This window comes from Weissella sagaensis, assembly GCF_005405285.1.
GTDB lineage: Bacteria > Bacillota > Bacilli > Lactobacillales > Lactobacillaceae > Weissella > Weissella sagaensis.
On record NZ_BJDT01000014.1, the window covers coordinates 6,457 to 20,657 of the forward strand.

The 14,201-nt window shown below is 39.9% G+C and carries 12 protein-coding genes; 3 read left to right on the plus strand and 9 right to left on the minus strand.

Annotated elements, in window-relative coordinates:
* Positions 1-73: 73 nt before the first annotated feature.
* Positions 74-754, plus strand: a complete 681-nt coding sequence (locus FFM55_RS09395; protein ID WP_137600987.1) for an IS6 family transposase — start codon at positions 74-76, stop codon at positions 752-754.
* Between the two features lie 91 nt (positions 755-845).
* Here FFM55_RS09395 and FFM55_RS09400 read toward each other — a convergent pair whose 3' ends face one another.
* Both FFM55_RS09400 and FFM55_RS09405 read right to left on the minus strand, forming a co-directional pair.
* A complete protein-coding gene (locus FFM55_RS09400; RefSeq protein WP_137600988.1) occupies positions 846-3,503 on the minus strand; it encodes an MMPL family transporter in 2,658 nt (885 codons plus the stop codon).
* 48 nt (positions 3,504-3,551) lie between these two features.
* Positions 3,552-4,118: a TetR/AcrR family transcriptional regulator gene (locus FFM55_RS09405; RefSeq protein ID WP_014123534.1), complete on the minus strand. Its 567-nt coding sequence runs from the start codon at positions 4,116-4,118 to the stop codon at positions 3,552-3,554.
* A gap of 226 nt (positions 4,119-4,344) precedes the next feature.
* On the opposite strand from FFM55_RS09405, the gene FFM55_RS09415 reads away from it, so the two are divergent.
* The gene (locus FFM55_RS09415; RefSeq protein ID WP_137600987.1) at positions 4,345-5,025 is read left to right on the plus strand and encodes an IS6 family transposase; all 681 of its coding nucleotides are present in this window, start codon (positions 4,345-4,347) and stop codon (positions 5,023-5,025) included.
* Between the two features lie 168 nt (positions 5,026-5,193).
* Here FFM55_RS09415 and FFM55_RS09420 read toward each other — a convergent pair whose 3' ends face one another.
* Positions 5,194-5,775: a recombinase family protein gene (locus FFM55_RS09420; RefSeq protein WP_137600989.1), complete on the minus strand. Its 582-nt coding sequence runs from the start codon at positions 5,773-5,775 to the stop codon at positions 5,194-5,196.
* 181 nt (positions 5,776-5,956) lie between these two features.
* On the opposite strand from FFM55_RS09420, the gene FFM55_RS09425 reads away from it, so the two are divergent.
* A complete protein-coding gene (locus FFM55_RS09425; RefSeq protein ID WP_137600990.1) occupies positions 5,957-6,640 on the plus strand; it encodes an IS6 family transposase in 684 nt (227 codons plus the stop codon).
* 427 nt (positions 6,641-7,067) lie between these two features.
* Here FFM55_RS09425 and FFM55_RS09430 read toward each other — a convergent pair whose 3' ends face one another.
* From FFM55_RS09430 to FFM55_RS09455, 6 genes are all read right to left on the minus strand, one after another.
* Positions 7,068-8,399, minus strand: coding sequence for a dihydrolipoyl dehydrogenase family protein (locus tag FFM55_RS09430; RefSeq protein ID WP_137600991.1), 1,332 nt, complete (start codon positions 8,397-8,399; stop codon positions 7,068-7,070).
* 77 nt (positions 8,400-8,476) lie between these two features.
* Positions 8,477-9,448: an ABC transporter ATP-binding protein gene (locus tag FFM55_RS09435; protein ID WP_137600992.1), complete on the minus strand. Its 972-nt coding sequence runs from the start codon at positions 9,446-9,448 to the stop codon at positions 8,477-8,479.
* Positions 9,449-10,975, minus strand: coding sequence for an ABC transporter permease/substrate-binding protein (locus FFM55_RS09440; RefSeq protein ID WP_137600993.1), 1,527 nt, complete (start codon positions 10,973-10,975; stop codon positions 9,449-9,451).
* A 146-nt stretch (positions 10,976-11,121) separates the two neighbouring features.
* Positions 11,122-13,119 (minus strand): heavy metal translocating P-type ATPase, encoded by a 1,998-nt coding sequence (locus tag FFM55_RS09445; RefSeq protein ID WP_231467344.1) that lies wholly within the window; start codon positions 13,117-13,119, stop codon positions 11,122-11,124.
* Positions 13,120-13,293: 174 nt separating this feature from the next.
* Positions 13,294-13,458 (minus strand): heavy-metal-associated domain-containing protein, encoded by a 165-nt coding sequence (locus tag FFM55_RS09450; protein WP_231467341.1) that lies wholly within the window; start codon positions 13,456-13,458, stop codon positions 13,294-13,296.
* Entirely contained in the window at positions 13,459-13,914 is a 456-nt protein-coding gene (locus tag FFM55_RS09455; protein WP_075269766.1) for a CopY/TcrY family copper transport repressor, read from the minus strand.
* Positions 13,915-14,201 lie beyond the last annotated feature (287 nt).

Genomic DNA, 14,201 nt, shown 5'->3' on the forward strand with positions numbered 1-14,201 from the left:
GGTTCTGTTGCAAAGTTTTCCCAAAAATCTATTTTAGTGTAAAAGTGAGAAAAAAGACAGAGAGGACAGAGTAATGAATCATTTTAAAGGCAAACAATTCAAAAAAGACATCATTATTGTCGCTGTTAGTTACTACCTGCGTTACAATCTAAGCTATCGTGAAGTTCAGGAATTGTTATATGATCGTGGAATAAATGTTTGTCATACTACGATTTATCGTTGGGTGCAAGAGTACAGCAAAGTCCTCTATTATCTTTGGAAGAAGAAAAATAGACAATCCTTCTATTCATGGAAAATGGACGAAACCTATATCAAAATTAAGGGACGTTGGCATTATCTTTATCGTGCAATTGATGCGGACGGCTTAACCTTAGATATCTGGTTACGAAAGAAACGGGATACGCAAGCAGCCTATGCTTTCTTAAAACGACTCCATAAACAGTTTGGTGAGCCGAAAGTAATTGTGACCGATAAAGCACCTTCTCTTGGCTCCGCCTTTAGAAAGTTACAGAGTGTGGGTTTATATACTAAGACAGAGCACCGAACTGTGAAGTATCTTAACAATTTAATAGAACAAGACTATCGACCTATTAAACGACGAAATAAATTTTATCAAAGTCTCCGTACAGCCTCTTCCACGATTAAGGGCATGGAGACCATTCGAGGAATATATAAAAAGAACCGAAGAAATGGAACGCTCTTCGGCTTTTCGGTGTCTACTGAAATCAAGGTATTAATGGAAATAACAGCCTAAGATATTTGGAGTTCAGAGAGGGCGCGTTTGATTTTCAAACTTCGCAACAGAACCAAAAGCCGTAACCCCAAATTGAGTTACGACTTTATGATTAATTTTTTCTTGGATAAGTTAAACGAATTAAACTACTATTCATTGCTGGAATTAAGAAGACTAGTATAACCAGACCACTAATTACCCCAACAGCAACTTGTGTCAAGGTCAGAACTCCTGCTGGAATTAAGGCAGCAAATGTTCCCCCTAGAATAATTGCAGCTGAAATTACCACCGCTCCAATAATTCCTGCTGATTTAACAATTCGATCTCCAGCATCCTCGTTACCAAATTCACGGTACTTCATCATCAAGAAGATACTGTAATCTACTCCAAGGGCAACCAACATTACAAAGGTGAAGAAAGGTACATTCCATCCTAATAGATTTTCCCCAAGGAATGTACTACTAATAAAGCGTGTAATTCCTAGTCCACCTACGTATGCTAGTAGCAATGAAGCAATGATATAGAATGGTTGTAAGATAGAGCGCGTTACTAACATCAATGCAAGTGTAATTCCAACTAACATAATTACTGCACTACGTAAGAAATCTTGATTAGCAATACTTGATGTATCAGAAGTTTCAGAAGTCTGACCGCCAATCGAAACGGAAGCTTTCTTCAATGAGGTTCCCTTGATATTGTTGTTAATCATCGTTTGCAGAATTTCAACTTTTTTAATCGACTTAGCAGTTAATGGATCTGAATCTAAGACCACCGTGATCTTAGCGGCCTTTTTATTTGAAGATAAGTAGACATCTTCTGAATCTTTAAATGTATCACTTTCTAACACTGCTTTAGGCACAAATAATGTGTTAGATGCAGATGAATCTTGAAGTTCTTTCAAGTAATTATTGGATTCAGATAGCTCGTCATTTAGTTTACCAACGCTGCCACCAGCGGTTGCCATTTTTTGTTGTTGTCCCTTAAGTTCATTTCCAAGAGTTTGAGCATCATTACCGATTGCTTGGGTATAAGTGGCAATTGCTTGAAGGCGAGTTTGCATTGAACTTACTGAAGCCATTTCTTGGCTAGCTGCTCCAGAAAGAATCGTCATTTGTGTTTGTGATAATGGTTGACCAGCCGCTGCCATCTTTTGTTGTAAGGCCGTCATCAATTGTTGACCACTTACAGAGCTACCACTAGTTGATTGGATACTCTTCAACTCTTGCCCAATTAAGGTCGCTTTAGCACCGATATCTTCAAGTTGACTAGCATCAAAATCTCCACCAGTTAAACCTTTTTGAAGTTCTTTTAAGCCCGCTTGAGCCTTGCTTGTTTGGGAAGTCAACATCTTCAATTGATCATTAACATAAAGCTGATCTAACTTATCGCCATCTGGTTGAGTAACTGATGCAACCGTCTTGATTCCATCAATACCTTTAATTTGGTTGGTTAAGTTATCAATAACTCTTAAATCACTTTCATTATCAAGCTTGTGACTGCTCTTGATATAGATGGTAGTAGGTTCCGCTGTTCCTTTGCTAAAGTGCTTTTGCACCGTCTTAAATCCTTGCTTAGCAGAATAATTAGCTGGTAGTTCAACGACTGTATCATAATTAAGTTTATTGTTATAAGTTAACAGCATTGGAATTGCTAAAATTACGATGATGCCTAAAGCAATCAATGGATTTTTAGCTGAGTGTCCTGAAAGCCAATCCCACAACTTACTGTGATTTGATTCTTTTGAATTATGACTAGGCCAGAATACCTTATTCCCGAGTAGTGACATAAAGAAGGGGTTAACGGTCAATAATGCTAGTAGTAAAATAGCAACCCCAATTCCAACCCCCGTTGCCGAACGGTAAATGGAAAACTTAGCCAATGCTAAAGTCAAGAATCCTAATAGAACGGTACTTCCTGAATAAAGAATCGTTTTCCCTGCCACCTTAAGTGAATGCTTCGTGGCAGTTTCTTTATCCATTCCCTCAATCAAATCATTCTTGAATTGGTTATAGAGTAAGATATTGTAATCCGTCCCGATTCCAAACATAACAACGACCATGAAAACTTGGGTAAAGTTTGAAATCGTAAATCCTGTATATTTAGCTAAATTCATCACTGCTGATAAAGCGACGATGAAAGATAGTCCAACAGTTCCTAAAGAAATTAAAGGAACAATTGGGGAGCGGAAGACTAGAATTAGCACAATCAAAATGAAGACGATGGCAATAACTTCAGTCTTTTTAAGACCCTCTTCAATAGCTACCGAGAAATCATCATTTAAGATATCACTACCAGTTACGTAAGTTTTCACTCCGCTCGTCTTAACTTCTTTAACCAGCTTTTGATTCATCTTCCGCACTGAATCCCGCTTACCTACATCTAGTTGCACTATCTGGGTTGATTTATCTTTTGAAATTAATTGCTTCTTAGTTGCCTCACTATCGTTAGGAGCAGTAACTCCTTTAATATCATACTTAGATTTATTATCTTTGATTTTATCAATAGTGTCATTAATACGATCTTTTTGCTTATGGGTTAAGGCTTGGTCACCATTATTAAAGACCAAAACGACCTGGCGCGTATTGCTAATTTTGTGGCCCCAATCTTTTTGGATGGTTTTAGCAACTTGGCTTTTAGTCGTATCCGGAATTTTGGTTTGACCTTTTTCAGCTACTAAGCTAGAAATATTAGGTAACATTACGATTCCTAAAATCAAAACGATAATCCAAGTCACAAACTTGGCAATGTTTTGTTTGATATACTTACTCATACTCTTCTCTCCTATCTATAATTAATCAATTCACTCTTCTCTTAATGCTTATTTCCCTAGTAACTCATCAACATATTCCATCGCTTCTCTCTTAGACAATGGATGATTTTCGATGAAAATCCACTTAAGTACCAACAAAATCGTATTACTATAATGCTTTGCTACTAATTCTAGTGGTACTTTCGAAGTTTGATTTTTTAGATCTTGCTTTAAAATCGTAATAGCCTCGTTTTTAAAGTACTCATAAATGCTGCTCACAATCGAACTATTATTAGCATTATGCTTTGCTAATTGAGTTAATAGTTCCCGATGCTGATCCATGGCCTCAAAGATTTGACCCAATATATATTCTTGAAGATTTTCGTCAGCAACGTCATGATACTGCTCAATATTGCTTTCTTCTTTGAATAATAACCAACAATAATTCAATAAATCTTTTTTATCTTCAAAATAGTTATAGAAAGTTGCCCGCGGAAAATTACTAATCTTACAAATTTCATTAATGCTAATATCGTCATACGATTTTTCCGCTAGTAGCTTATACATCGCATCCGAAAATGCTCTTAAAGTTCTTTGCGCTCCTTTGGTTGATTTTTTCGTCAAATCATATTTCATTTATTCCCTCCAAAAATGTTTTTCTCGATAAACTATTCTAACTCCACATATTTATTTTTACAACAGTTTAAATTTAGACATGTGTAAAAATACGTTTTCATACAAAAAAAGTTACGATAAAATTAATTATCGTAACTCTGCCTTGGTATCATTGGTTCTGTTGCAAAGTTTTCCCAAAAATCTATTTTAGTGTAAAAGTGAGAAAAAAGACAGAGAGGACAGAGTAATGAATCATTTTAAAGGCAAACAATTCAAAAAAGACATCATTATTGTCGCTGTTAGTTACTACCTGCGTTACAATCTAAGCTATCGTGAAGTTCAGGAATTGTTATATGATCGTGGAATAAATGTTTGTCATACTACGATTTATCGTTGGGTGCAAGAGTACAGCAAAGTCCTCTATTATCTTTGGAAGAAGAAAAATAGACAATCCTTCTATTCATGGAAAATGGACGAAACCTATATCAAAATTAAGGGACGTTGGCATTATCTTTATCGTGCAATTGATGCGGACGGCTTAACCTTAGATATCTGGTTACGAAAGAAACGGGATACGCAAGCAGCCTATGCTTTCTTAAAACGACTCCATAAACAGTTTGGTGAGCCGAAAGTAATTGTGACCGATAAAGCACCTTCTCTTGGCTCCGCCTTTAGAAAGTTACAGAGTGTGGGTTTATATACTAAGACAGAGCACCGAACTGTGAAGTATCTTAACAATTTAATAGAACAAGACTATCGACCTATTAAACGACGAAATAAATTTTATCAAAGTCTCCGTACAGCCTCTTCCACGATTAAGGGCATGGAGACCATTCGAGGAATATATAAAAAGAACCGAAGAAATGGAACGCTCTTCGGCTTTTCGGTGTCTACTGAAATCAAGGTATTAATGGAAATAACAGCCTAAGATATTTGGAGTTCAGAGAGGGCGCGTTTGATTTTCAAACTTCGCAACAGAACCACACTTTACTATACACGGTAAAAATCAAACTATTAGGGACATCACACGATTATTAAAAATCAGTCAAAATAGGAAATAATTTAAAATATCCTTTTTCATGATCTTTCACCTGTCTTAGATTTTAGAAGTATCACTTGGTTTCTCAATTAACTTAAACCGTCGCTGCTGCGTGCGTTTACTAATCCCCGTCTTTCGTTCAATCATCTTGTAGGTCATGCCTTGTTTTCGCAGCTCATAAGCAAATCTGATTTGTTCATCAGAATACATTTTCGGTCGCCCTTCCCGAAACAACGGATCATGTTGCTTGGCATACAATTTACCTTCTTGTGTGCGCGTGACAATCATATCGCGTTCAAACTGCGCAAAGGCGCTAAATATTGTAAAGACTAATTGGCCAGTCGGCGTATTGTCAATTAAGCCCATATTCAAAATGTTGACTTTGACATTTTCTTTAAACAACTCTTGGATAATGTCTAATGCCTCGCGCGTGTTCCGCGCAAACCGATCCAGCTTAGTGACAATCAAAGTATCACCTGTTTTTAGAGCGCGCAACAGTTTTTGAAACTCCGGTTGTTCAGTAGTTGTGCCGGTAAACTTTTCCTGAAAGATTTTTTCTGCTCCTGCCAATTTTAGTAACTCAATTTGATTTGCTAATTTTTGATCAGTGGTACTGACCCGCGCATAGCCATATTTCATCTTTTTGTCTCCTTACTTATGTCATTAAGTAATGACACGGTTCTAACCCTTTAATTATACAGTATCAAAGAAGAGGCCATAACTGTTAAGTTATGTCACTTTTTAATATGGTTTTGGTGCAAATTTTCCTCGCTGACTTGATTTTAGTATACTGGGTGCCAAGAAACGAGGAATTGCGCGCATGAATCACTTTAAGGGACGCCACTTTCAAAAGGACATCATCTTAGTAGCCGTTGGCTACTATTTCAGATTCAGTCTCAGCTATCGTGACATCGTTGAATTGCTTCGGGATCGGGGTATCACTGTTCATCACACCACGGTCATGCGTTGGGTTCATCACTATGGCCCCATCTTTAAGGCTCTATGGCGTCGGCATCGAACAGCTCACGCTAAAAGTTGGCGAATCGATGAGACCTATATTCGAGTTAAAGGCCGTTGGGCCTATTTGTATCGCGCTATTGACAGTAACGGTTTGACCATGGATTTTGAGCTACGAAAACACCGCGATTATACCGCATCCTATCACTTTTTGAAGCGTCTCTTGACGACCAATGGTCGGCCTGATCGATTAGTCACTGATCAATATCGGGCAACACTGAAAGCAGTGAAGCACCTGATAAAGCAAGACTATTTTAGCAAATCAGCCCACCAATGTTCCAAATATCGAAATAATTTGATTGAACAGGACCACCGATTCATTAAACGTCATCGTGTCCGCTCAGCAAGATTTCAAAGCATTCGAACCGCTAGTGCAACGTTGAGCGGTTTGGAAATTGTTCACGCAATACGCAAAAGAACCCGACGAGAGTTAAGTCTCATCGGGTTCTCAGTCGTGGACGAATTAGAAGCATCGTTAGCTGCATAACCTTCAACATAGGATCAATAGCTGGTTAGATGGTCATCTCTCACACTGTTTACACCAGATCCATTTAGATTACTCTTTATTGAATCTTGGCCTATATATGAATCATACTGCGAAAAACCTTCTCTAATAAAAGATCATAATTAGTTGTAAGAATCATTTGGGGCGTAACTCCTTGTAGCGCTTTTATTTCAGGGTTATTCCAAAGACTATCGCTGTTCAATTGTGCATCATGTTTCTCTATGATTTTGCTAATTGAGTATTTTAAAAAAATATCTTTATTCTCTGTTTCAGAGAATAAATAACCAGGATACTCTTTTTTGTGTTCGACGAATTGTCAAACTAAGTGCAACGGTTTGTCAAAAAATACTTCATATGGGGTTTCATAGTTTAACACTTTGCGAGGACGTTGATTTAATTCAACCACACATTAATACAAATATTGTAAGTCACTAGCCGGCGTTGGGTAAGCCAATACCAACCGTTGTAAATCTGGTAAAGTCACGTGTTTTTCAATTAACAACGTGAAGTAGTTAATCATCTCGTCGGCAACATCACTTAGAAGGGTAGCACCCACAACCTGCCCACTCGCTTTAGCAACCACTACTTTAGCTTGGGCTTGTTGTGCGCCAAAGCGGTAATAAGTGAACCACTTCGTCATATCAAGTGTATTGACACGATACTCATCTGGATGCTCAGTCGCCGCGGCCGCGCTGATCCCCACTTGCGCTAACTTGGGCGCTGCAAAAACCTGCGTTGGCACAACGGGATACTTTATGGCTGCGCTGGGATGCGTCAACTCACCGACCAGATAACGCGCTTCAAAACCTGCAACTGGCGTTAACTTCGGTACCGGTGTATCGCTGACATCCCCAATGGCATAAATGTGCGGGTTGGCCGTCTGCAAATGATCGTTGACTTGAATCCCATGCCGATCAAAGGTAACGCCCACGTTGGCTAGACCTAACTGGTCCGCGTTCGGAATCCGTCCCGCTGAGCTGATGACCAGATCCGTTGTCAGCTCGAAATTATCAGCTGTCAATTGTAGACCGGTCGCCGTTTTAGTAATTGCTTGGACATCCGTATTCAAGTCAAACGTGATTCCATCAGCCGTCATTGCGGCCATCAAATCCTTAACCAAATCTGCATCAAAAGCTTTTAACGGGCGGTCATTATGATGAATCACGTGCACATCAGCGCCAGCGGCATTCGCAATCGTCGCCAATTCAAATCCTACGTAGCCACCACCTACGAATGTCACGCGTTTAGGCATTTGGTCCAAATCTAAGAAGTCAGTGCTCGTCTTAAAGTATTCGTTCCCGGTAATCGGTAGAACCGCCGGACGCTGACCAGTGGCAATCACGTAATCAGTCGCACTGACTACTCGATCCCCGACCGCTAACTGATTGTCGGATTGAAAGTGCGCTTGACCATGTAACGTCGCAATATCTTGCCCCTTTAGTCCATTCAACGTCCCATCGTTGATGCCATCCGTATAGCCTCGTTTATGCGCCATCAGTGCTGGCCAATCAATTTTGGGCGCACCAATCAGGCCCTGCCCTTGTAAATGTTGCGCTGCTTGTCGCGCTTCGACGGCGCTTAATAGGATTTTCTTAGGGTCACAACCGCGGTTAGGACAAGTGCCGCCCCACAGATCCGCTTCAACGATCAACACTATCTTGCCCTGAGTCTTTAATCCGCTAGCCATGGCATTGCCGGCTGGTCCGCCACCAATCACAACAACATCGTACTGTTCCGCCATTCGAAATTCCTCCTTAAATTCATTAGCGACCATCAATTATCACAACCTAGTGTAACTGATTCATCCTTAATTGACGATTAAGATACTTCTTCATGTTGACTCAAGTAAGCCACGATTCGTTGGCTATCCAAATAGCCAACAACCCGATTTTCTTCCGTGACCGCCACATAATCGTGATCTGTCAATGCCGTAAAGGCGGTGCGTAACGTGGCTTGAACGTCTAACGATTGAATCCGACCACTCGCAACACTGGGTTTTTCTGTGAGATAACCCTGAATAAGCCCTACACGCCCAACGTAGACATCATAGACATTTTTAGCTCGGCTCGCGCCAAAGAAGTTCCGCACAAAGTCGTTCACTGGATGCTGAGCCAGAGCAGCCGGCGTATCGACTTGTATTAACTGACCGTGTTGCATGACACCGATCCGGTCACCCAACTTCAACGCCTCATTCATATCATGCGTCACGAAGACGATCGTGTTGTGATAGCGGGCGTGTAGCCGTAAGACTAAGTCTTGCAATTGTTGCCGCGAGATGGGGTCTAACGCACTAAATGGCTCATCCATCAAAACAATATCTGGTTGCGCCGCAATCGCCCGTAAGATACCGATGCGTTGCTGCTCACCACCGGATAATTCTGACGGCATTCGGTCGCGGTATTCCTTTGGATCGAGGCCAACTTCCGCCAATAGCTCATCAATCGTTTGATTAATTTTCTTCTTAGCTGTCCCTTTCATTTCTGGAATCACGGCGATATTTTGCGCCACCGTCATCGTTGGGAACAAGGCAATTTGCTGTAAGACATACCCCATTTGCCACCGTAGACTTCGGACTGGTATCGTGGTTGTATCAGTACCATTAACTAGGATTTTACCAGCCGTCAATGGCTCTAAGCAGTTGATCATTTTAAGTGACGTCGTTTTGCCACTCCCAGAAGTCCCTACCAAAACAAATAGCTCACCCTGGTCAATCGTTAAATTAAGGTCGGGAATCACGGTCTGCCCATTAAAGTCTTTCTGGACGTGTTGAAATTCAATTGCCGTTGTCATTTAACGTCCCTCCTTCAATAAACTGTGCTTCACAAGATAGCGATGTGCAACCGTCGAAGCGGACTGCTTCTTAACATTGACTTCATAGTTCATTTCTTGCATATCAGTTTCTGAAATCTTTCCTGCTAACTTATTCAACGCTTTAACGACCTTAGGATGTTTGTTGGCAAAGCTCGTCTTCATCAACGGTGCCCCTTGATACGTTGGGAAGAAGTGCTTGTTATCCTTCAATAAGGCCAAGTGATACTGCCGTAATTCACTATCCGTCGCATAGGCATCTACCAAGTTGATTTTCCCCTTACTGATAGCTTCATAACGTAGCGCCGGCTCCATCGACTTTGCAGTCACGTCTAACCCATAAGTCTTCTTGATTCCTTTTAAGCCATCATTACGATCAATAAACTCTAGGGTCATTCCGGGTTTCAGAATCGATTCAACTTGCGTTAAGTCGCTGATTGTCTTCAAATGATGTTCTTGTTGAAATTTCTTAGTCACTGCCAATGCGTACGTATTGTTATACTGCATCGGCTTCAAGTAAGTCATTTGTTCCTGTTTAGCGAGGCGCTGTTTGGCGAGCTGATAGGTCTGGTTAGCTGTTTGACCAGCTGGGTTATTTCCCTTAACTAAGGTCTCCAGCACCGAGCCAGTAAATTCAGGATAAATATCAACCTGATTATTCTTTAACGCGCTGAATAAGAACGTGGTCTTGCCAAAGTTAGGCTTGAGCGTCACATGAACATGCTCATCTTCAGCTTCAATCAGCTGCTTATACATATTAATCAAGATTTCTGGTTCAGAACCGAGTTTACCTGCAATCGTAATTGTTTCAACTCGATTGGCATAAACACTATAAGCCCCGCCACCACCTAGTAAAGCTAAAATACCGACAAAGACAATTAAGGCGTGGCGTGGTTTAGCCGTTTGAAACCACCGAACGAGCGCACTCAGCAGAATTGCTAACAATGCTGATGAGATAGCCCCAATCAATAATAACGAGGTATCATTACGGTCAATACCGAGCATGATAAAGGTCCCGAGACCCCCAGCACCAATCAAAGCGGCCAAAGTAGCCGTCCCAATAATTAAGACGAGCGCGGTCCGAATCCCAGCAATGATCTGTGGTAGGGCAATGGGTAGTTCAACTTTAAACAACTTACGCATTCGTGACATCCCAAAGGCATCGGCGGCCTCTTCAATTGAGGCGTCAATTTCTGAGATACCCAAATAAGTATTTTGAAAAATTGGCAGTAAAGCATAGATCACCAGCGCAATTACTGCTGGCACCGTTCCAATCCCAACTAACGGAATCAATAACCCTAACAGTGCCAAAGACGGAATCGTCTGTAAGACACTCGTGAGCTGTAATAATCCCTCGGCCCACCGTGGTCGTCGAACGACCCAAATAGCCAACGGAATCGCAATTACCATTGCGATGACTAATGATGCTAATGAAATCCCCAAGTGTTGCCATAGTGCAGTCAGCAAATCCCCGCGTCGATCTATAAACGTCTGTATTAATGTCTGCATGCTAACCTCCAGTGCTCACCTTTATTGCTTAATAACTTCTTAATTATCCATGTATTTAATCGTAGCATAATCCGCCAAAAATCATAGTAATACGCACCGGCAATTCAATTGAATGAAACGCTTCCAGAGCAAGAGCATGTGCTCTTCTATTTTTTATCATACCTCAATCCCATCGCGTTGATTGCGACAATCACGGTTGAGATTGACATCAGGACTGCTGCAATGAGAGGATCAATATAAATCCCTGTAAATGGATAAAGAATACCCGCTGCAACAGGAATAGCAATGATGTTATAGCCTGCTCCAAACCAGAGGTTTTGTTTCATTTTTCTAAGCATACGTTTGGAGATATTAATCATATCTAGGACGTCACTTGGATTGGAGTTAACTAGGACGACATCAGCGGTACTGATAGCAACCGAAGTTCCTGCTCCAATCGCAAAACCAATCGTAGCAGTTGCAAGAGCTGGGGAATCATTGACACCGTCACCAATGAAAAGAACGCCGGCTTTCTTTTGGTATTCTTTCACAATTTCTGCTTTATCTTCAGGTTTTAATTCCGCTCTAAATTCGGGAATATTTAGTGCACTAGCAATTTTTTGAGCAGTTTCTTTATTATCACCCGTGAGCATAACAGGGGTAATTCCTTGGGCTAATAAACCATTAATAAAGGCTTTCGCGTCTGCTTTAGGAGAATCTCCTAAGGCAATAAATCCTAAAACATCTTGTTGTTCATTGATTAGGAAAGATACAGTTAAACCTAAATCTAAATATTGATCAATCTTTTGTTCATCATAAGAAAGTTGATTTTCACGAAGATATTTATAGTTAACAATTTGATAAAAGTTTTGATTAACTTGCCCTTTAATTCCAACTCCTGGAATATTTTCAACCGCTTCAACTTTTAGATTTTCAAGAGGTTTAGCAGCTGAAACGATTGATTGAGCAATCGGGTGAGTGGAACTTCCTTCAAGTGCTGCCATGATTTGGAGAATGTCTGTTTCATCAGTAAAATTAATAACATTACGGACAATAAACTTACCGTCAGTTAATGTTCCTGTTTTATCCATTAAGGCATATTTAATTGTATTTATTTTTTCCAAAGAGGTTCTGTTCTGAATTAATAAACCATTTTTAGCAGAAATACTGGTTAAGCGAGAAACAACAAGTGGAACCGCAAGACCTAAAGCGTGTGGACATGCAATTACAAAAACAGAAACCGCAAGAAGAAGAGCAAAACTAAAGTTAGAACTAATTGTCCAAAAAATTAATGAGAAGATACCGACAATAAGTGCAGCATAGAAAAGGTAACCAGCCACTCTGTCAGCCATATTTTCCAAATTAGATTTTTGAGCTTGGGCTTTCTTGACTAATTCGGCCACTTGATTGAGAAATGAATCTTTTCCAAGGGTTGTGACTTTCATCTCAAATGGTTGGTTTTGATTGAGGGAACCACCATAAACAAGGTCATTTGTTTTTTTATTGACTGCTCGGCTTTCACCAGTAATCATTGACTCATCAACGAGCGCTTCACTTAATATAAGGCCATCTGCAGGAATTCTTTCATTTTCTTTCACTAAAAGCAAATCGCCAACTTTTAGTTCTGAAAGCTCCACATCCTTCCCACTTTTTAAGTGAGCTTTTTTGGGAACAAGGCTTGCTAAATCTTTCAATGCATCGCCAGCACCCATGATTGCTTTCATCTCAATCAGGTGACCAATCAACATAATGACAATTAAAGTTGCCAGTTCAAACCAGAAGTTCATGCCCATATGTCCGTTAAGACTCATAATTGTGGCATAAACAGAATAAGCATAGGCAACGGTAATTCCCATTGTAATCAGCATCATCATGGCTGGCTTACGGCTTTTTAATTCACCTTTTGCTCCGCTAAAAAAAGGAGTCCCAGAGTAAAAGAAGATAATTGTACCAAGGATAAGTTGCAAAATTTCACTTCCGGGGAATTTAAGGATAGTAAAGCCCGCGATTGGTGAAATGAGTAGAAGCGGAATCATAAGAATGATAGCCACTTTGAGCTTTTTACTCATATCACCCATATGCATCATGTGTCCTCCATGATCCATTTCACTGTGATCCATCACACTATGATCCATTTCACTGTGATTCATCTTGCCGTGATCCATCTGACTATGTGACGAATGTTGTTTGTTATTCCTCATTTTTAATTCCTCCTTATTATATTAGAGACTGATTTTAAAGTTTTAGAACTTTCTCATCTAACACTGCATATAATTCTCATGAAAAGGGTTCTATACTTTATCTCTATCTACTATCTATGAATAAATGGTGTTCGTACTTTATGCACTTAATACTGAATAGTTAGTTTCTGCTAAAGCAACATTGAGCGTTTCGGTATCAATCTCTGTTTGACTTTCAAGTACTGCTTTTTTAGTCGCTAAATCAACCTCTACAGATTCAACCCCTTCTATGGCAAACGATTTATTCTCCAATTTTTTCGCCACTTATTCTCCATGATGATGTAAATGGCAATCGCATTGCCCTTCTGTACACTGACAATCCACTTCTTCTACTGCGAAAGCTTTTTTCATCTCTAATATTTCCTCTAGTCGCTGGATATCATCGAAGCTTAAGACATGATCTTCAATGATACTCCCTACTACATTCCCGACATTCTTTCGACAAATACGGTTGAAAATATCGTCTGTATAATTTCCTACGGCTTCTTTCTCTTCAATATTGGTAGTATAAATAAATTTTCTACCTTCTTGCTCTGTATTTAGTACGCCTTTTTCAACCAGTCGACCTAAGAGCGTTTTGATAGTGGCTTGTTTCCAGTCCATTTTTTCTTTCAATATGGAGATGATTTCTTTACTAGTCACTCGACCATTCGCCCAGACTACACGCATAACTTCCCATTCAGCATTTGTGATATGAGGGTTAACTACTATTGTACTCATTCTCTTTACCTCCTCATCGTCTACATACGTAAACGTAAATGCTTGAGATAAATTTACTATTGTAAACCATTCTTGTCAAGTCTTTTTTAAATAAATGTAACCAGCTATTATTGCCTTTGTTTTCCTATCTTTACCTAATACTAATTATAAGGTTACCATTGATTTACTTCTTAAATTGATTGAATGTTGGGAATAATGTCAATACTTTGGAGTGGTTTTTAGATAGCCCCGCGAGGGGCCGGAGCTACCCCGAAAGTTTAATCAAAAAGAATAAACGAGGTCCAGGC

Coding starts and splice junctions, on each gene's coding strand:
- FFM55_RS09420 (WP_137600989.1), bottom strand. CDS start 5,775: ATGAAATATGGCTATGCGCGGGTCAGTACCACTGATCAAAAATTAGCA.
- FFM55_RS09435 (WP_137600992.1), bottom strand. CDS start 9,448: ATGACAACGGCAATTGAATTTCAACACGTCCAGAAAGACTTTAATGGG.
- FFM55_RS09400 (WP_137600988.1), bottom strand. CDS start 3,503: ATGAGTAAGTATATCAAACAAAACATTGCCAAGTTTGTGACTTGGATT.
- FFM55_RS09395 (WP_137600987.1), top strand. CDS start 74: ATGAATCATTTTAAAGGCAAACAATTCAAAAAAGACATCATTATTGTC.
- FFM55_RS09455 (WP_075269766.1), bottom strand. CDS start 13,914: ATGAGTACAATAGTAGTTAACCCTCATATCACAAATGCTGAATGGGAA.
- FFM55_RS09440 (WP_137600993.1), bottom strand. CDS start 10,975: ATGCAGACATTAATACAGACGTTTATAGATCGACGCGGGGATTTGCTG.
- FFM55_RS09415 (WP_137600987.1), top strand. CDS start 4,345: ATGAATCATTTTAAAGGCAAACAATTCAAAAAAGACATCATTATTGTC.
- FFM55_RS09425 (WP_137600990.1), top strand. CDS start 5,957: ATGAATCACTTTAAGGGACGCCACTTTCAAAAGGACATCATCTTAGTA.
- FFM55_RS09445 (WP_231467344.1), bottom strand. CDS start 13,119: ATGGATCACGGCAAGATGAATCACAGTGAAATGGATCATAGTGTGATG.
- FFM55_RS09430 (WP_137600991.1), bottom strand. CDS start 8,399: ATGGCGGAACAGTACGATGTTGTTGTGATTGGTGGCGGACCAGCCGGC.
- FFM55_RS09405 (WP_014123534.1), bottom strand. CDS start 4,118: ATGAAATATGATTTGACGAAAAAATCAACCAAAGGAGCGCAAAGAACT.